Annotated in this window: 13 protein-coding genes; all 13 read right to left on the bottom strand. The window is 38.9% G+C overall.

Annotated elements, in window-relative coordinates:
- Positions 1-241 precede the first annotated feature (241 nt).
- Complete coding sequence (locus F0919_RS14410; protein WP_150033466.1) at positions 242-1,021, bottom strand: DUF4197 domain-containing protein; 780 nt, start codon at positions 1,019-1,021, stop codon at positions 242-244.
- Between the two features lie 90 nt (positions 1,022-1,111).
- Entirely contained in the window at positions 1,112-1,579 is a 468-nt protein-coding gene (gene bcp / locus F0919_RS14415; protein WP_150033467.1) for a thioredoxin-dependent thiol peroxidase, read from the bottom strand.
- Positions 1,580-1,602: 23 nt separating this feature from the next.
- Positions 1,603-2,373: a TatD family hydrolase gene (locus tag F0919_RS14420; RefSeq protein ID WP_150033468.1), complete on the bottom strand. Its 771-nt coding sequence runs from the start codon at positions 2,371-2,373 to the stop codon at positions 1,603-1,605.
- 29 nt (positions 2,374-2,402) lie between these two features.
- Positions 2,403-2,696: a hypothetical protein gene (locus tag F0919_RS14425; protein WP_150033469.1), complete on the bottom strand. Its 294-nt coding sequence runs from the start codon at positions 2,694-2,696 to the stop codon at positions 2,403-2,405.
- 19 nt (positions 2,697-2,715) lie between these two features.
- Positions 2,716-3,447: a 3-oxoacyl-ACP reductase FabG gene (gene fabG / locus F0919_RS14430; RefSeq protein ID WP_150033470.1), complete on the bottom strand. Its 732-nt coding sequence runs from the start codon at positions 3,445-3,447 to the stop codon at positions 2,716-2,718.
- 121 nt (positions 3,448-3,568) lie between these two features.
- Complete coding sequence (locus F0919_RS14435) at positions 3,569-5,182, bottom strand: tetratricopeptide repeat protein (RefSeq protein WP_150033471.1); 1,614 nt, start codon at positions 5,180-5,182, stop codon at positions 3,569-3,571.
- 91 nt (positions 5,183-5,273) lie between these two features.
- The gene (locus tag F0919_RS14440; protein WP_150033472.1) at positions 5,274-6,206 is read right to left on the bottom strand and encodes a PstS family phosphate ABC transporter substrate-binding protein; all 933 of its coding nucleotides are present in this window, start codon (positions 6,204-6,206) and stop codon (positions 5,274-5,276) included.
- Positions 6,207-6,397: 191 nt separating this feature from the next.
- The gene (locus tag F0919_RS14445) at positions 6,398-6,952 is read right to left on the bottom strand and encodes a DNA-3-methyladenine glycosylase I (protein WP_150033473.1); all 555 of its coding nucleotides are present in this window, start codon (positions 6,950-6,952) and stop codon (positions 6,398-6,400) included.
- 84 nt (positions 6,953-7,036) lie between these two features.
- Positions 7,037-8,227 carry a pyridoxal phosphate-dependent aminotransferase gene (locus tag F0919_RS14450; RefSeq protein WP_150033474.1) on the bottom strand — a complete coding sequence of 397 codons (1,191 nt, stop codon included), beginning with the start codon at positions 8,225-8,227 and terminating at the stop codon, positions 7,037-7,039.
- A 147-nt stretch (positions 8,228-8,374) separates the two neighbouring features.
- Positions 8,375-17,983, bottom strand: a complete 9,609-nt coding sequence (locus tag F0919_RS14455; protein ID WP_150033475.1) for a Tc toxin subunit A-related protein — start codon at positions 17,981-17,983, stop codon at positions 8,375-8,377.
- Positions 17,984-18,242: 259 nt separating this feature from the next.
- A complete protein-coding gene (locus F0919_RS14460; protein WP_150033476.1) occupies positions 18,243-18,515 on the bottom strand; it encodes a hypothetical protein in 273 nt (90 codons plus the stop codon).
- 116 nt (positions 18,516-18,631) lie between these two features.
- The gene (locus tag F0919_RS14465; protein ID WP_150033477.1) at positions 18,632-18,910 is read right to left on the bottom strand and encodes a hypothetical protein; all 279 of its coding nucleotides are present in this window, start codon (positions 18,908-18,910) and stop codon (positions 18,632-18,634) included.
- Positions 18,911-18,981: 71 nt separating this feature from the next.
- Positions 18,982-19,263: a hypothetical protein gene (locus tag F0919_RS14470; protein WP_150033478.1), complete on the bottom strand. Its 282-nt coding sequence runs from the start codon at positions 19,261-19,263 to the stop codon at positions 18,982-18,984.
- Positions 19,264-19,276 lie beyond the last annotated feature (13 nt).

Consider the following 19,276-nt stretch of genomic DNA (forward strand, 5'->3'; position numbering starts at 1 on the left):
TATATAGGATAAAGGTTATAGAAAGAAACCAGTAGTTCCGCATAGCAAAGCGAAGCTTTGAAGATTAAGTTAATGACACTGGGTTTGCACCCATCGCTTTTAGATTTCACTTTCAGCGTTTTCTGAAACTACTTACACAAAAACCGCACTCAGAAGAGTGCGGTTTTCTTATTTTTTTACTGCAACATCACAAAAAAAGCGCTCCGAAATGAGAGCGCATTCTTTGTTGAATCAAATGTAATTAACTACCAAAAACTTTCTGAATAATGCTGCTGGCTTGTCCCAGCGGATTTGCCCTGATCTTGGCTTCTTCGCTGCCTATTGTTGTAAATAATCCGCTTAATGCTCTTTCGGTTACATAACCTGTCAAATCAGGATTGACTTTTTTTATTGAGATTTTGTTGTAAGCGCTGAATACGGATTTCCATAATGCAGGTGCGCCGACTTTATCTAAAGATGTTTTAATAACAGGGCTGAAAGCTGCTGTCAATGAACTGGTGGTCTTGCCCATCAGGTAATTGGTTGCAGCATTGTTACCGCCTCTCAGTATGTTCAATCCGTCTTCAATAGAAATGCTTGTAATGGCATTAATGAAAATAGGCGCAGCTTTCTTAGATGCATCCTCCGCCGCTCTGTTCATGGAAAGGATTGCTTTGTCAACCAAAGAACCCATGCCAACGGAACGCAAGGTTCTTTCTACTTGCTGTGCTTCGGGAGGTAATAAAATTTTAATAGCCTGATTTGCAAAAAAACCATTGGTTGCCGATAGTTTGGTTGTTGCGTTTTGTGCGCCCACTTTAAGCGCTTCTTTCAATCCGCTTGCTATATCAGTATTGCTTAATCCGCTTCCTAAAAGACCATTATTTTTGGAATTGCTGTTAGAATTTTGGGTGCCGGATTTGGTGTTTGAACTGCCACCGGAAACTTTATTGAAGATATCGCCGATGCTTTGTGCATTAACTGACTGAAAGCCTAAACTTATGATGCCAGATAAGACTAAGGGCAAAAATATTTTTTTCATAACAAAATGTATTTTTCAAACTGCATTTAAATAACAATGTCTTTTGACCATATTTTATTCGCAAGGTTTGATTTGATGGTCGTTAAAATTTTACTTAAATAAATCCAGAATCTGGGAGGCATGCATTTTACTTTTCACTTTCTCAATGACGTGTCTGATAATGCCTTTTTCATCAATCAAAAATGTGGTGCGGTGCGTACCGTCAAATTCACGGCCCATAAATTTCTTTAATCCCCAAACGCCATAAGCTTCCACAATCTTCATTTCAGGATCGGCAATTAACGTAAATGGTAACTGATGCTTTGTTTCAAACTTTTTATGACTTTTTTCATCGTCGGTACTTACTCCGATAACTTCAATACCTGCTTTCTTCAGTAAAGAATAATTATCTCTTAAATTACAGGCTTCGTCAGTACAGGTAGGCGTATTATCATGCGGATAAAAAAACAAAGCAACTTTCTTCCCTGCGAAATCTTTTAATGAAATAACGTCGCCATTTTGATCTTTTGCTTTAAATAATGGTGCCTTTGTTCCCGGCTGTAATGGTGCTGCGGTCATTTGTATATTTTAGTTCAAACAATTTATCCGAAAATGAGTTCGGCATTTCGGGTGGTCATTTCTGCTACTTCGGCAATACTGCATTTCTTTATCTCTGCAATTTTCGTGCCAATTATTGGAATGTAGCTGCTTTCGTTTCTTTTACCTCTGTATGGAACAGGTGCCAGATAGGGCGCATCTGTCTCTAATACAATGTGTTGCAAGGAAACTTCCTGCAATACTTCGGGCAAAATATTTTTTTTAAAAGTGCAGACACCGCCGATGCCTAAATAGAATCCGAGGTCAATTATTTGCCTCGCTTCTTCCGGTGTTCCGCCAAAACAATGAAAAATGCCCTTTAGTTTTCCATTTTGTTTATTACGCACCATGTCAATACCATCCTGCAAAGAATCGCGTGTATGAATAACAATGGGTAAATTCAAATCCAATGCCCAATCCATCTGAAGATTGAATGCCTCTTTTTGTTCCTTTATAAACGTTTTGTCCCAATAATAATCAAGGCCTATTTCGCCAATGGCGCTAAAACTCGTTTTGCCAAGCCATTCTTCCGCAATTTTTAATTCTTCTTTATAGTTTTCCTTGATATAACAAGGATGTACGCCCATCATCGGAAAACAATGCTGCGGCCATTTTTCAACCATTGCCATCATAGGCTCAATGGTTGTACGGTCACAATTTGGCAAATACATCTTGTTCACGCCTGATTCAATTGCCTTATCGATTATTGTACTTCTGTCGGCATCAAACTGGTCGTCGTAAAGATGCGTATGTGTATCTATAAAATTTACTGTCATTATTGAATGTATTTGCTATCCGGGACTGATTAGTCATTGCCCAGGTTATCAAGCCAATCATTGTTTTTTTCATTAATGTCGGGTAGTGCATCGGCACGATTAAAAACAAACAAAGCAACTCCTCCTGCACATAAGTAACCGCTAATCAATGCAATCATTGTATCTGAACGAAAGAGGAGAAGGGATATCAGCATACCAAAAATTTCAGCGCCAATCCAGGATAAAACTAAATAAGCCTGCCATTTGCCGGCTTTGTAACCTTTAGGTTCAACTTTGGCTTTTATTTTTCTTGCAAGGAAAATAAGTAAAATGATTTCTAACATAAGTAGCAATGCTGTTTTTTTAAGTATAAAGACCACCGTTTATAGAAATAACCTGTCCTGTTATATAACCGGCATTTTTAGAAGCTAAAAACCCCACCAGTTCAGCTACTTCTTCGGCCTCTCCAAAACGTTTCATCGGAATCAATCCTGCCAGTTCTTTTTCGTTCAGGTCTTCCGTCATATCTGTTTTTATGAATCCGGGAGCAATGGCGTTTACGGTAATATTTCGTTTAGCCACTTCCTGTGCAAGTGCTTTGGTAGCGCCAATCATACCTGCTTTTGCCGCAGAATAATTCACCTGACCAGGCATGCCCTTTATGCCGCTTAGGGAAACGATATTGATAATGCGTCCGTAGCGGTTCATCAGCATCGGGCTCATAATTTGTTTTGTTACCTGATACATACCTTTCAGGCTTGTATCTAAAACGGAATGCCATTGTTCGTCATTCATAAAAGCGAGCAGCGCATCTTGGCGGACGCCGGCATTATTGATTAATATTTCAATAACGGCATCTTTATTTGCTTCCTGCCACTGACTTAATGCTGTTTCGGTTTCAGATTTATTGGAAACATCGAAGGGCATTAAAACGGCTTCCTGTCCCGCTTTGCGAACAAGGGCGGCTGTTTGTTCCGCAGCTTCTTTATTACCTTTATAATTAATAATAACAGGATAACCCATCAAAGCCAGCTTATGGCAGATTGCTCTGCCTATGCCTCTTGAACCTCCTGTTACGAGTGCGTATGATTGCATGATTTCTGATTAAATAACGAATGCAAAATTACCCTTTTACCGACAAACGGGAAATAAATAAAAACGCTCCGGAATCTTATAAATCCGGAGCGTTTTTTATCCTTGCCAACAAGGATTTTTGTTATTTAGCGCCTTTTGCTTTATTGGCTTTTTGATAATAATCCCTGATTTGAATTGCAAAATTATTGGTTGGTTCAAGTTCTAAAATTTTATTGATCCATTCCATTGCATTTTTCTGGTCATCATGGTTGTAATAGTAATATGCCAGATATTGATAAGCATTCATTAGATCCGCAGATTTTGGTGTATAACCTTCTTTCTTAACATCTAACCAATCTTTGTAAAACTGAACGGCACCACCTGTTTTGCTTTCACTGTCGATTGCTGCTGCAGTACGTGCCTGCCAGTAAATTGCTGACGGCTCATCAGGATATTTTGCTCTCATGGCAGCAAAAGCTTTTGTTGCTTCATCATAATTCTTGCCATAATAGTTATATAGACCCCAATAGAAATAATCTTCAGAAGTTGCATCAGGATTGTCGGAAACAATCTTTCCATACCAATAACCTACTTTTCCGTAAGATTTAGATTCTTTAAATGCTTCGGTAATTTGCAGGTATAAAGCTCTTTTGTCTTTTGATGTATCGGCAGTTATCACTTTGTTGAAATAGTAATCAGCACTGTCATTATATTTTGTAGCATTTACTGAATCGTTTACAGCCAATGCACTGTAAATTTTACCACTGTAGATATAATCATCGGGTATGATACGGTCGGCAGGTTGTTTGCTATAGAACAAGCCCATGTTCTCCAAAGCCTTGTTATAATCTTTGGTTTCATAAGCGCTGTACGCAACCAGACGGTATAAATATGGTTTGGAAATACCTTTGCTTTGTAATTCCTGAATCTTTACCTGAGCTTCATCATATTTTTTAGATAAGAACAACAGATTGGCATAAGTAATCTGATCATCAATTGATTTATCAGAAAGCTCTAAAAACTTTTTAATGTTTTCCAATGCTTTTTCATAACGGCCCGCACGTTGATAAGCATCTGCCAGTGCTTTATAAGGCAAAGGATTAGTAGGATCTGCCTGTTTTGCAGATTCATAATTAGTCAATGCTTTATCATATTGCTGTGCTCTGTACCATAGATCGCCGATTTTTGAATAACCTAATGAATTATTAGTTCCTTTTTCTACAGCGTTTTCATATTTTGTCATCGCCTGCCCGCCGCCGCCGGAAGTTTTAAGATAAGCATCGCCCAGATTAATAAGGGTATTTGCATCTGTTCCGCCATTAATTTCGTTTGCTTTTTCATACCAGGCTATAGCATCCTGAATATTACCGCCCTTGCTGAAATTAATTGCGTCGGCAGCAATTTTATATTTTTCCCATTCTTTCTTTTTGGCTTTGTCGATTATACCTGCAAGCATTTTACCTGCAGCATCCTTTTGATTTTGTGCAAATAAAACTCTTGCTGTACCGGCTTGGTTATAATAGCTGTCCGGGAATCTAGCAAAAGTTGCTTTGGCTGCATCAACATTTTCCAGTTCAAGATCCGCAATACCATAATAATAGTTTGCTAATTCATCTTTGGCGGCTAAAGGTTCTAAAACCTTCTTCGCGCTTTCATAACGACCATAATTGATCATTTTTTGGCCTTCCTGAACGGACTGAGCACTTACATTAAAGGCAAAAGCAGAAGCCATTACCGTAACAATTACTTTGTTCATTTTTGTTTTTCTATTTAATGTGGTGTAGATTTTTACTGATAAGGATAAATGTTTTTAGTTAGACTTTAAAACGTTCAGGAGTTTAAAATGTTTATTTGATTTCCGCCGGACGCAAATTTAACGGAACTCTTAAAGGTACTAAACGTGCTTTATTAAAGATTAATTGTCCTTGCTGGGATGTTAAAAAGTTGGCAAGGCCGCTTCCTAATCCATTATAGGTATCGCGTGTGATAAAATACATGGTTCTTGACAATGGATATTGTTTCAATGCGATCCATGCCTGATAAGGTTGATAAAAATCATTTACGGTTGTGTCATTTTCATCTTTTAATGAAACTACCTGAATTTGTTTTTTAAAGCTTCCTTCGGGTACCGTGCTTTCCGGATCGTAAACATGCGTAACACCAATAAATCCTATTGCATGCTCGTTTTTAGAAACATAATCGATCAGAGAATCATTGTTGTTTATTGCAAAAGTTTGTTTTGATAATTTTTGTCCCGGAATCAAAGAATCCAGCATATATCTTACTGTGCTTGACTTTTCATTTTCAAATACAACGGTATATTGTCTTGCAAATTTTCCAAGCAGGATTTGTTTCAATTGACCAATCGTCATAAAGCTATCAACCGAACCGGGATGTACAATTACTGCAATGGCGTCTTTTGCTATGCTCAATGATCTTATCCTGATGTCATTTTTCTCAAATGCATCTTTTTCTGCCTTGGTAAAATCCCTGGTAACTACAATTAAACGGGCGCTGTCTTTAAATAAATCAGCAAAACATTGTTGTTCTGAAGTATAAACCGGATGAATATGGCCTTCGGGATAAGAAGAATCAAAAACCGTTAATTGCTGCGCAATAACGGGCATTAAACTTTCGTCAACCGAAACTTTGATGTTGCCTTTTGTCGTCGTTTCAACCGGCAGTTCCTTTTCACCTTTAGGCGAATCACAGGAAGGCATTGCCAGGCTGATGGAAAGACCTGCAATTCCCGTAGCCAATATTGATTTAAACCGCATCATGCAATAATACAAGTTATTTGAAAAGATATAATGAATTTATTGACATGTGTAACAATAAATTAACATTGATTATTAAGGGGTTGTAAAATTACTTAATTAATGACGGGCAGGCAAAAGTTTTCCATAAAAACACAGAATCATGACAGAAGCTTAACTTTTATTCTTGATTTTTCTCATGGAATGTAAGAATCTTAATGACGGGCACAAGTAATTAAATGGTCATTTACCATTCCGGCGGCCTGCATGAAAGCATAACAAATGGTACTTCCTACAAATTTGAAACCACGTTTTTTTAAATCCTTGCTCATTGCGTCTGATTCAGGGCTTGTGGCAGGAATTTCATAGGTGTCTTTTCTTTTGCCGTCAATAGTTTTACCACCTGTAAACTGCCAGATGTATTTATCAAAACTCCCGAATTCTTTTTGTACTTCCATAAAAAGCCTGGCATTGATAACAGTGCCTTTTACTTTAAGTTTATTACGGATAATACCTTCATCCTGTAATAATTCCTGTTCCCTTGCTTCGTCGAATTTAGCAACCTTTTTATAGTCAAAATTGGCGAAAGCTTTCGCAAAATTCTTGCGGCGGTGTAAAATTGTTTTCCAGCTGAGTCCTGCCTGAAAGGCATCCAAGACTAAAAACTCAAACAATTTACGATCGTCATGAACAGGTACGCCCCATTCTTCGTCATGATATTGAATCATGAGTGCATCTTCGCCCGGCCAGGTACATTGTTTTTTTGCCATAGGAATTTCTTTGATGGAATATAATAAAAAAATCCCAAATTCCGGAAATAAAATTCGGCATTTGGGATTTTCAATTTCGATTATTTACTTTTTATAAACCTTCAACGCTGCTTCCAGGCAATCCATTGCTTTATTGATGGCATCGGTATTCAAAACATAAGCCATCCGAACTTCATCTTTCCCTAAGCCCGGCGTTGCATAAAAACCGCTTGCCGGAGCCATCATAACTGTTGCGCCTTCATGCTCAAATTCTTCCAGCAACCATTGACAAAATTCTTCACTGCTTTCAATCGGCAATTTTGCCATGGCATAAAAAGCGCCTCCCGGATTAGGACAGGTAACGCCTTCCATTGCACGTAAACGAGTTACCAATAAATCTCTGCGGGAACAATATTCAGCCAGAACATCATCAAAATAATCAGCCGGCAAATCGCAGGCAGCTTCTCCCAGAATTTGTTCAAAAGTCGGAGGAGAAAGACGTGCCTGAGCAAATTTTAAAACTGCGTTCAATACAGCTTCATTTTTTGTAACCAATGCTCCGATACGCGCACCACAAGCGCTATAGCGTTTTGAAATGGTGTCCAGCAAAATGGCATGTTGTTCCAATCCTTCTAATTGTAAAGCGGAGGTATGCGTTTGTCCGTCATAACAGAATTCTCTGTAAGCCTCATCGCTAAACAGAAACAAATCGTGTTTCAGACAGATGTCGCGTAAAACGCCTAATTCTTCTTTACTGTATAAATAACCGGTAGGATTGTTGGGGTTGCAAATCATAATAGCTTTTGTGCGGGGCGTAACAGCCTTTTCAAAAGCTTCGATTGGAGGCAATGCAAAATTATCTTCGATAGAAGAATTGATGGGTATTACTTTAATAGCAGCAGAAACGGCAAAACCATTATAGTTAGCGTAAAAGGGTTCGGGAATAATGATTTCGTCGCCGGGATTCAGGCAACTCATCAAGCCAAAAGAAATTGCTTCGGAACCACCTGTAGTAACGATGATTTGATTGGAATTTACATGGATGCCACGGCCTTCGTAATACGTAACCAGTTTTTTTCTGTAACTTTCAAATCCCTGGCTGGGACTATATTCCAGCACTTTCACATCTGCCTGATGTACCGCTTCTATAATGGAAGGCGGCGTTTCAATATCGGGCTGGCCGATATTAAGATGATAAACTTTAAGGCCTTTCTTTTTAGCTGCATCAGCATAAGGCGTCAGTTTGCGTATGGGCGAAGGTGGCATCAGCACACCGCGTTCGGATATATTTGGCATGGCGCAAAAGTAGGAATTTTTTTGAGCGATGGCATGGTTTTAAGCTTTTGGTTGTAATCGGGAGAAAATTATAATGTGTAAAAATAAAAAAGACCTATCCGTCAATACAAGATTGACGGATAGGTCTTTAATCTTAATCCCAAATTATTAAGGGTTAGTAAGAGAATAGTGGAGCAGGAAGTAGATATCTTCCAGATCGCATTCGTGAATAGGATCTGAGTCTGTCAGATTAATAGTCAAATCATTACTCAGGTCATTTTCCAAAATTGAAAAACTATCGGTATCAGGTGTCAATTCATAGTTTGATGATTTTCCGATTGCTTTAAACGAAATGCCGGATACATTAATTTCTTTACCCTTGGCATATTCAGGGAACTGGCTACGTAAAAGTGTAAGGTTAAACGCCTTATCATTCGCCGTGCCATTCTCAAATGCTTTATACCATTCATTACTGAACTCATGCTTGAGGCTGAAGTAACGCACAAGCGGTACATCAGTTGTTGTATCTGAGACAAATTCATCTAATGCGTCATTGGCTGTAGTTGCTAACTTACCATCATACTTGGCAGTATAATGAATATGGATGATAACATCGCTGATGCTGCTGCGGTCAAAAGAAGCATATTGGGATGGAAGCTCCAATACCCAGTTACTGATAACACCTGCGCCTTCAAAAGGAAGATAACGCTCATCACGGAAATTCATCTCAAACATACCACTATCATTTTGTGCCGTGCTGGTGGCAATAGATTGCCCGCCACCTGCAATAATGCTATAGTTGCTTTCGCTGCCATAGTCGCCTGAAACAATCGCTATATCCCTGTATCTGCTGCTATTCAGAGTCAGTTTAGCGCTTACGGTACTGTATGGCCCTGCCACGCATGGAATGCTGATGCTTACGGCTTTGATACGACGGAAATAATGCCCCGGATAATCCATATCGAAAAGCCATTCAGGAATATCAATATAAGCCTTTTCGCCTGATCTTAATTTAAGTAACTGATCCGGATCCAACATGGCAAGGGAAATATTTTTGGTAAGTTCATGCTGCCTTTTGTTTACATCCAGATAAGATGCATCCATGCGTTTAAGATCATAACTTAATCCTTCACCGGCAAGCAAGCCCTTTTTCAGACTGTTCCAATAACCAAATTGAATAAATGAAGTGTTGATGCCTAATTCGAAATTGTAACATCTTTCAGCACGCTTGGCCAGATCAAATGCAAGTTTATAGCAATTGAAATACGTAAGCGAAACTTCACCAATCATCCAGTCATACAATTCTTCATTGCTGTACTTATCGTGCATGGCAGCATCCATATCAATAGCGTTATTGAATTGCAATTCCTGAATCTCTGTTTCCTTACCGGCAATGGATGCCCTTATCTCTGCAGCGACCAATTGTTTTTCTATCTGCTTCAATTCCATATTCGCCAGTTTCAGTTGCAAGTCCCAATCTGCTTTTCTGCGCTCGTAGCCGCCTTTGATGCCTGCCATAGAACCTTTGATGTCATTGACTATAGAAGCGATACCGATAGCAGATGCAGCAGCGTTTGCTACGTTTCCTAAATTACTTCCACCTAAAGTTGTTCCAAGAGTAAATGGACCTCCGAGTTTAATCTCAGGAATTATATAAGCAACACTTGCTGAAGTCCTTGCAACACCTTCAGCCACTTTCAAAGGAATGCTTAACTTAATGCTGTCCAGTTGCGATTGTTCTTGTTCATTTAATCCGTTTTCTACAAGCCCGGTGTAATAATCCCTGCGGATAGTAGTGCTGTCAAATTGATCCTGCAGCACAGATATCTGTGTCTGGGCTTCCTGTAATTGCATCTGCTTTATTTCGCGCATTTTGTCCATTACATTCATTTCCTGACTGCTGCGTAACAAAGCTATTTGTTCGGCATCTTTTTTCTCAATGGCTGATAACAAACTGCCGCCCAAACCTTTAACTTCCTGAACCATTTCTGATGCTTTCTGCTGCAAAACAGTGAAACGGTATTGCGGCAACGGGGCAAACAATTCATTTACTGCATCGCTCAAAGATACACCTGCTGCTGCTGCCCGTACTAACAAGGCCGGATCGATTGGTGGTTCAAATAATGCCAACTGGCGTTCAACACCGTCGATGTTCTGACTATTACGGATTTTGAATAAGCGATCCGCTACCAAATCCCAGTAGGACAACAATTTGCTGTTAGGAGGAATGGCAAAATAGCGCATTGGTGCACCGCCTCCGGAACCGGCAGGTAAAGTCACATTCGCATTCATACCTGTCGGTGCCATGATAGTTTGCACCTGTACGGCTGCATTTGAAAATGCATTCATTGGGTTCAGGATCAATTGTGCATAGCTCATAGGAGTGGAAGCAAAACGACGCGGAACGCTGACCGGAGGTTTACCTAAAATTTGTGCAGCAAGTATATACAATAAAGTGGCTTCATTGATGGATTCCATAGTATCTCTCCGAAACAACTGATCACCCCAATTAATAAGATTATCAAGGTATTTCATCACTACTGTTCTCATATAAGCGCTTGTACGAGTGCGTGCCACAAGGTGCGGTTTAAACGGATCGGCAGCCCATTGATTTACAGCGTTAGCCAGATCAGTACCTTCCATTATCTGTTCAATGGAACGGATACCTGCAATAGATTCCTTATAAAAAGGGAGAAATTGCCAAAATCTTTCACGGCCATTACCATGAGGCGTTCCTGATTGGTTGGTCGGATTAAAAATATAGTGGAACCATTTCAATGCCTCATCAAACTGTTGATCCTGCATCAGCTTATTTGCAATCAACAATGGAATATGAAAGAATAATTCCCAGTTATAAATGGCAGTAGGCGCATCGCGGCGGAAGTCCAGCTTGGATGTCGGATAGGCATAAGTTTCAACATTGGCGGGAGTAGCAGGCGAATATTGCACTACATTGGCCGTAGGCTGATAAGCGGTAGGAAAATCCAGAAGATCCTGTTGCATAGATTGTATAAAATCCCATTCAAAAAGACCTTCAGCTCCATTTATATCCAATTGCCTCATCAGATCTTCTACCTTGTAGTAATTAAAAGCATAGAAGCGATATTTAGGTTGTACGGCAGCAACCGAAGTCACGTTTTCGGAGATGGAATCAACGGGAGAAGAAGTATAACGCGATGCCACACCATTTCTGCTTTGATAGGAAACGTTACCTAAAAGCGCTGTCGAATAATCATTCTGAAAATTAGCATTGCTTACCTCAACCTCAGTACCTCTTCCTAATGGGGTTGAACCTCCTGAAGATGACAAACTTAAGGTCAGGTAATCAAATCCGCCGGATGTCCTTTCAACAAAAAAAGAGCTGTTGTAATCGTTATAAAAGAAACGGGGAAACGAAACACTTGTGCCCATACCGGACAATACAACCATCTTATCAGCAACAGGCGCATTAGGAAAGGCCGGCGCCTGCTTCAGAAGTTTGTAAGAATCAGTATGTGTATATCCTTCCGCCTTAGGTTTATTATAGCGATATTGACTTTCAGAAGCAAAATAAGTATTGCCAGCCATAAAGTTACTATAAGTAGATGCTATATTACTACGGGAGCTTTTCGCAAGAACTTTATTCTGCTTTACGGTAAAAACACCTGCAGAAAGTTGTTCATATTCATAACCACCATTAAAATAGAACTGATTAAATCTGTTTTCTGTATCGTTCAGTCTGCCGTCATCTGTAAAACGATCCCATGCCAGGACAGAATCGTTATTGGCAGCTGATAAATATCCAGGGAATTGATTCCTGTAATCCATCATTTTCTGATCACTGAACGATTTCAATTTGACATATCTTCTTCTACCCAGCACAGCTATTTCCAAATCGCCATCTGCGTTCGTTTTGCAATAAGGGATAAGACTGCTGATATAATTGTTCAGACTATCATCCAGTGTTTGTGGAGTGTAAAGGCGGCTGTTATCTACCATCCATTGTGATAAAACAACACTATTATAAAGCAGGCCGGATATTTCAGTAGGTGCCCATGGAAGCTCTCCGCTCTTTGTAAGGGTATCTATCCATTCTTTACCTACTTTTTTAGCTTGCCATTTACCATTGTTTAACTCCGTCCAGCATAGCTTAATTTCCAGGTATCTTTCAGGAGTTGCAGCAGCTTCTTTGCCCGGATTTAATCTTGGTTGACGTCGTTGTGCTGTCTTTTGAACGACATTTAACCAGTAAAGACGTAAGCGTCCTCTCCATTTTACAGCCACAAAATTGTCTCCGTCAACCTGTGTATCCATCTTTTCCCAGGCAGTCCAGATATTTTGAACACGTTTACGGTAATAATAAATATGCGGGTCTGATTTGGTTCGCCCCCATACGTGCACTACATAATCGTTTGTAACCTTTTCAGCATAATAACCTACTATGTCCATATGCGAAACCTCTTCCAGGTTCTCCAGATAGTTGCGATAAGCTTCAGCCATTGTATCCGCATTCACTTCGTTCTGTTTGATGAATTTTTCCACATCTTTAAAGAATGGAGATTTATCATCACGCAACTCTGGTTCAATCCAATTTTCCGGATAAACAAATATCCTTCTGTTTGCTTCCCAGATACGGTACCATTTTCGCCACAGGTTCCATTGTGTCTGTGTTTCAGCAGTAAGCATAATATAATCCGTTCCGTTCAGGATTTTCTCTTCATTCAAGAGACATCTGTCTACGAACAACTGCACAGTACTTATTGCTTGCTTGATCCTTGATGTCTTAACAATTGGCATCATTTGGGTATCAATAAGCAATGTCTCAAAAATATCATTTGCTGTAATCCATTCATTTCGGTACTTGTTTGGCGGATAAGCCAGCAAATAGGCTACCATAGCATCTCTCCTTCCTATTCTCAAACGATCACTTGCCGGTTTGATTTGGTCTAACCAGTCTGTGCTTCCAAAGCGCGATTTAATGGCTTGCACCACTACGTCTGCTTCTGTCTGTGTTTCGGAGACGCAGACTGCTTCTGCCATATCATTGCATGTCTGCATGTTTACTTCCAATTCTGATTGCATATCAAAACAATCCAGTATTTTTTTATAATTTGCCGGGATGAGATAAGCAGGATCAGAAGTGCCAGTAAAATTAAAATCTGTTAATATTCCCAGGTTCGAAGCATTATTATAATTTCCTACCAACACTTCCAGATCGGAAATGCCAATCTGTACAGCTAAGGCAAATGCATTGACCCATGTTTCTTTCTTTTCATTATTTGTAGCGGAACCATCCAACTCAAGAACAGATTTCAATAGCTGGAAAATGCCTGTCGGAGAAGGATTGATTTTTTTTCTTACATCCATCCAGTCAATCAAATTAGTACAATGTTGATAATCAGATGTACCGGATGATGTGCCAGCCCATGCCATACCCACCGGAAGATTAACAATATCCGGAATTGATAACTCTTCTTTGTAGTTCAGTAAAATAGCAGCTTCTTCTAAGGAGAGTTTATATGCCAGCACAATAGAGGCTGCTTTACTGATTTTTTCAATAACCTTTAATGCATTGGCTTGCACTGTTACCGAAGGATTTATATCTCCTGTACTGTCAATGAAATCTTGCTGCAATAAAATAGGGTAGCTTTCATTGATTGCAGATAATAACGATGTTGTAATGTCCAGATCTATTTTGTTAGCCACACTCAGGCTGCTTCTTATCTGTGGCTTAAGCACTGTATCGATGTAAACATCATTATATATGCTATTAATATCCAATAGTCTTTGGTTAATGATAGCAGATGTTGGTTGAGTGCTAAACGAACCGGAAATAAGTGCGGTAACGATAGTGCTCAATCCAGGAGAGAGGTCTGACGGCAATAAGCCTTCAAATCTCGTTTCGTCTGCACTACTAAAGTTATAAGGTGCTGATTCCAAGTCAAACTCAGTAATATTGCCTATAACATTTACCAGAAAGTCGGCATCTTCTGCGTCCACAATCTTTTCAAGCTTAGATTGAAGTGTCTTACTATCAACGTTTCCGCCTTCGTCAAGAATATTAATGGTTAATTTGGATAAAGCAGCACGTAGGTTTTGAGCCTGATTGAACAGTGTTTTTCTTGTTGCTTCTTTGCCGGCATCAGAGATGAACGTATCTTCAAAAACATAGTGAAGTACTTCTGATGATAATACTGAACCTTTAAGTATGTTTACTTTATCGAGGAATGCAAAAACTTCATCCAATAATACCGGCGATGAAATATTTACACTTATAAAAGGATTATTGTTGTCAAGATTTGCAATCCAGCTTCTGAAAATGCACCAATTTTTTACACTCAGCTTTAATAAACGACATAATGTGAACTCTTTATATAAACGGAGTACGTTTGAATAGGAGAATTTAAAGTTGCCGGAAATGGTTTGGAAAATTGTATTCAGGTTGTTGTCTGCATTATAAAAAGCAAATAAAGTATCAAAATCTTTTTCAGAAATCTGCAATGCACCCAACATGTATTTGATACTATCAACTCCCGTAGCCGGCATAGGTAAGAGTGTTTCATCTCTCCATTCAATCATCTCTTCATTGACAGGAAACGGATAATCGGTTATCTGATCTATAACTGCAGGATCCCTGAACATCTGCTCATACTGCGTAAGTAAAAGTTGTTGCGGTATATCAGCATCTGTGTATTTACTGTAAGGAAGATGGCCAAAGTCGCCCCAGAAAGGCAGGACATCAAGTAAGTTGCACTTCAGGATATCCGTAAGTCTTTTAATTTGCGCAACAGCAATAATAATTTCATGGGTAATTGTACTATTGGCATTAACTCCTAAAGTTGTAAATGCCTGATCCAGCTCATATTTGTTCCAACCGGTTTTGCGTTGCAAACGAATGAAGCGATGAATGGATTTAAGATGATTTTCGGTCAGGCCTGTAACGGTCAGCTTAGAAGTGTCACAAGTAGTTTGAGGGTCACCATCTATTCTCAATGCCCGGTTCCCGGCTATTATTGGATTGATATAGTAGCAATCCAGCAATTCAAGAATATCTATGATGGTAAGCTCTGTTTGCTGCATCAGAATATCTACCCTCTTCATAAAAGGAATATTACCACTCACTCCAACTATTGTTGTGTTTCCTACTAATGCACCTGCTGTGCCACTATTGGGTACATTAATCAACTGGCTTCTATTAGCGGGATTCACAATAGTTCCTGACGATACAAGGCCATAATATGCATAAAGATTATTTGTGCTGAATGTATCTGTGATAATAGCATATTCTTCAGAAAAATTCCCCGTTTCTGTATTGCCACTTATATTCAGATAAGCACAGGCTGTTTTTATATCAAGAGAATCAATCCATCTTGACTTGCTCACAAAAGCCTGTGGCAACTTATAAGGATTGATGTCGATAAGATTCAGATGTTCTTTAACCTGCTCATGGAAATAGTTATAAGGGGCTGTCCAGGGATATTTTGCTGTTCTGAGCTTTTGATAGGCAGAAGGAGTAATCTCATCAATATGTTCAGGAACGGCATCGAGTGTTTTTTCATTGATGCCCGGAATATCAGTTCCGTTGTCATCCGCTCCTGTATTATAACCTTTTATAAAATAGTTGTATGGATTAGAAGATGGGTTGGCATTTGTTTGAGAAACTCTTACCATATCTTCCAATACTTCATTTGCCAGATCTATGTAAGGAAGTGTTGTATTGGTATTTTTACAAGTCAGTTTGACATCCCATAAATCCGGACGGCGTGCATGGAGTTGGTTATAGGACTGAAGATTGGATTGACGAAGTAATTCAAGCGAATCTACCAGATAAGCAGCCGGACTGAATATAGAAGAGCACTCGCTGCACGTACAAAAATCCAAAGTTCCGAAAAGACCTCTCAAGTCGGCTTCCGCAACAGGGTTAGGAGGATAGATAGATGGTATAGATAAGTCTACCATAGCATAAGCTGCAAGTGCTACGGTTTGCGACACTACTACCGTATTAATCGCATTGGTATAGGAGACAGCAGCCGTAGCTGCGTTCATAACATTTGCCGTAACCATCGCGTTTACATAAACATCTTTTGGCATTTGTATGACATCTGTTGCTGAATTGGCTCCCAGTTGCTTAATAGCAAGTACTGCTTCATGAGATGGAGCAATTACATTAAGACGCTGAATAGTTGCAACTTCTGCTACAAAAGTTTCTGTTACATATTCCGAAGGGAAAATTTCCGCTATTTTGTAAGATGGAGTACGTAAAATATCAAATGAGGGATTATCTGCAACAAAGCTGTCAAGATTTTCTTTCAACTCGGGAAAGTTATCCTCGGTGTCAGATATAACAGCTTGTTTAACAGCCAGAGAACGATATGAACCGGTAAAATTGTTTTTCAGGTTTTCTGCATAATTAGTAATCTTTTCTTCATCTGTATCATAACCGGAAATGTTGTCCGGAAATACGAAATCAGTGTCATCCTTAATGTCTGTAATTAAATTGCTCCATTCAATGTTAGATTTTAAAACTATATCCTCCAGGCTTTCTGCGACAAGTGTGTTTACCATAGCCGGATTATTACCTGTAAGAACAGCATAAATTGTAGCCGCTTTTAGCTTGTCAATTTCTTCAATTGTAATACCGGAAACAGCAGATTGGATATTAAGCGTGTCCCAGAATTCAGGTGCCGAAATATCATTTGCATAATAGTAATCTAAAAAGCCTGAAAGTTTTGCACCTGATATGGCTGTACTTAAAATCCTTACGCCCTTTGATTCATTTGCAGGCAAACTATCGGTACTTAAAATAAGCTGCTTTGCGCTATTTTTAATTTCAACAACATAACCTTGGATTGTTGAATCATCGTAATGTGGAATGATATTAAGACTAACAGCAAGCTTTAATGCATTAGTGAGATCTTCTGTCGGCATGTTTATTAGTACTTCCAGAGATGACTGCATTGTTGTTCTCATCAGACCATAAAAGGCTTCAATGAGAACAGAGGTCTGAATGCTAAACAACATAGCTGACAATAATGTTTTCACCAACATCTCATTTTCTCCTGTTGTGCCCGCCAGAAATTTGCTGACATTATCATCGGCCAGTTGTTCTTGTGACATATCTTCTGTATAATCACTTACGGCGGAAAACAGTAATTCAAATTCCGAAGAAATAACTGATGAGCCTTTAACAGGAATGATAAGATCAACATTTACTAAACCATTAGCATTATAAATAGTGTCTGAGTTTACAGGGTCGATGCCAGTTCTTGTAAACTCTACCTTTAGTGCTTTTGAATCAGCAGTGGTGAAAGAGAATTCATAATAACCTTCATCATTTGTCATTGTTGAACCTAAAAAAGTATTGCCGGACAAAGCTACTTTGTAAATAGTAATAGTTCCCGAAACAGGAAATCCATTTAGGTTAACAACTGTACCAACTAATTTATTTTCATCCGAATCATCATTTGAATCGAAAGGCCTCAGTAATTCCTGATAAGTGGCATCATCGATTGCAACTTCCGTTTCGAAGTTTGTAATTATTACATTTCCTTCTGTAATAAGCTGCGCATCTTTAAAAATTTTATAGCCGACCGACTCTACAACAGGTAAGTCATAGGTGGTAAATAAATCGAACTGGCCGGAAGTTTTTATAGGTGCCGACCCTATCCATCCACCGGGATTATCCGAATCCAATTCCCGGGTAAATTCAATAGTAATGCCAAAGGGAAATTGACCCAGTGCATTGTTGCTTGTATCGGTCAACTGACCTGATATTTTTTTCATTAGTTCCGAAGACATAAGAAAGAATATTTTAAAATGAATAAAATTTTATAGTGCCGGCATCCTACGCTACAGAAGCTGCAGCATGATGCCGGATAAATATGAATAAGTAATAGAAGGGCATAACCTGAAAAGGTTATCCACGAGAATCTACTTAATGGAGCAGAACTTAAACGAAACACTGCTGCAGGTCTTGACCGAAAAACATTCTTACTTATCTTTCAGCACCTGATAAATATTGAATAAATAAGAGTACGACTGTAGAAAGAGGAAGAGTTTACTCTATATCGTGAAAAGAATCTTCACAAACCAGATCAAATTGCTTGCCAATCATAAGCGCATTTCCACTTAAATCCCACTCCATTGCCAAAGGTATGTCTGGGCTTTTATTGCTTGCTTCGATAAATATTTTTCCTGTTGCTTTCATATTGGCCTCATTGCCCTGTGCTAATTGAAAAGATTCAAAAACGAAAGTTGTGCCACTTCTGGTTTGAGCATCTTTAATAAAAGCCATGAAAGTCTGCATAAGTTCCAAATCTTTCGGTAACATTTTTAAAATTGATTTGAGTTTAAAAAAGTACACAGTTATACTGCCATCAGAGATTATCTCTAATGAAAAAACCATCAATGACAAGTATAACTGTTGTAAACTTTGCGCAGATGCGACTATTTTTCTGCCTGAACAATAGGTGCATCGTCTGCCACCTCTTCAAAAGCTTCTCCGACAACCAGATCAAATTGCTCACCTATTAGCATAGCTTGCCCTTTTAGGTTCCATAACATTTCTTGCGGCACAGATTCTCTCTGTTCATTAAGAAGAAAAACCTGACCTTTTACGGCTGTAATGATACCGTCCATGTTTTTTTGAACGGTTTTTAATTCGAAAGAAACACCACATCTTGTTTCTGCATTTTTAGTGAACTCTTTAAATTCTTTGAACGACATAGTTTTTTGTGTTTTAAATATTTGAGAATTGATTATTGTTTTTATTGATTTTATCCGGGAATAAATATGCTTTAATTTTCGGGTTGTAGGAGTGTCGAAGCATCTTCTTCAACCGCTTCGACAAGTAGTTCCTTTATCAAATCAAACTGTTCGCCTACCAGCATAGCCTGCCCTTTAAGGTTCCATAGCATTTCAAGTGATGCGGATTTTCCGTCTTCATTAGGAACATAAACTACTCCTTTTACTGCAGTGATAACACCATCATAGTTTTGTTGCGCAGTTTTGATTTCGAAGGCAACACCACAGCGTGTTTGTGCCTGTTCTGTAAATTCTTTAAATTTTTTGAATGACATTTTAATTGATTTT

The organism is Taibaiella lutea (genome assembly GCF_008629695.1).
In the GTDB taxonomy this organism is placed as follows: Bacteria; Bacteroidota; Bacteroidia; order Chitinophagales; family Chitinophagaceae; genus Taibaiella; species Taibaiella lutea.

Excerpts from the sequence above, each read along its gene's own strand:
- F0919_RS14410 (WP_150033466.1), bottom strand. The coding sequence starts at position 1,021 with ATGAAAAAAATATTTTTGCCCTTAGTCTTATCTGGCATCATAAGTTTA.
- bcp (WP_150033467.1), bottom strand. The coding sequence starts at position 1,579 with ATGACCGCAGCACCATTACAGCCGGGAACAAAGGCACCATTATTTAAA.
- F0919_RS14420 (WP_150033468.1), bottom strand. The coding sequence starts at position 2,373 with ATGACAGTAAATTTTATAGATACACATACGCATCTTTACGACGACCAG.
- F0919_RS14425 (WP_150033469.1), bottom strand. The coding sequence starts at position 2,696 with ATGTTAGAAATCATTTTACTTATTTTCCTTGCAAGAAAAATAAAAGCC.
- fabG (WP_150033470.1), bottom strand. The coding sequence starts at position 3,447 with ATGCAATCATACGCACTCGTAACAGGAGGTTCAAGAGGCATAGGCAGA.
- F0919_RS14435 (WP_150033471.1), bottom strand. The coding sequence starts at position 5,182 with ATGAACAAAGTAATTGTTACGGTAATGGCTTCTGCTTTTGCCTTTAAT.
- F0919_RS14440 (WP_150033472.1), bottom strand. The coding sequence starts at position 6,206 with ATGATGCGGTTTAAATCAATATTGGCTACGGGAATTGCAGGTCTTTCC.
- F0919_RS14445 (WP_150033473.1), bottom strand. The coding sequence starts at position 6,952 with ATGGCAAAAAAACAATGTACCTGGCCGGGCGAAGATGCACTCATGATT.
- F0919_RS14450 (WP_150033474.1), bottom strand. The coding sequence starts at position 8,227 with ATGCCAAATATATCCGAACGCGGTGTGCTGATGCCACCTTCGCCCATA.
- F0919_RS14455 (WP_150033475.1), bottom strand. The coding sequence starts at position 17,983 with ATGTCTTCGGAACTAATGAAAAAAATATCAGGTCAGTTGACCGATACA.
- F0919_RS14460 (WP_150033476.1), bottom strand. The coding sequence starts at position 18,515 with ATGTTACCGAAAGATTTGGAACTTATGCAGACTTTCATGGCTTTTATT.
- F0919_RS14465 (WP_150033477.1), bottom strand. The coding sequence starts at position 18,910 with ATGTCGTTCAAAGAATTTAAAGAGTTCACTAAAAATGCAGAAACAAGA.
- F0919_RS14470 (WP_150033478.1), bottom strand. The coding sequence starts at position 19,263 with ATGTCATTCAAAAAATTTAAAGAATTTACAGAACAGGCACAAACACGC.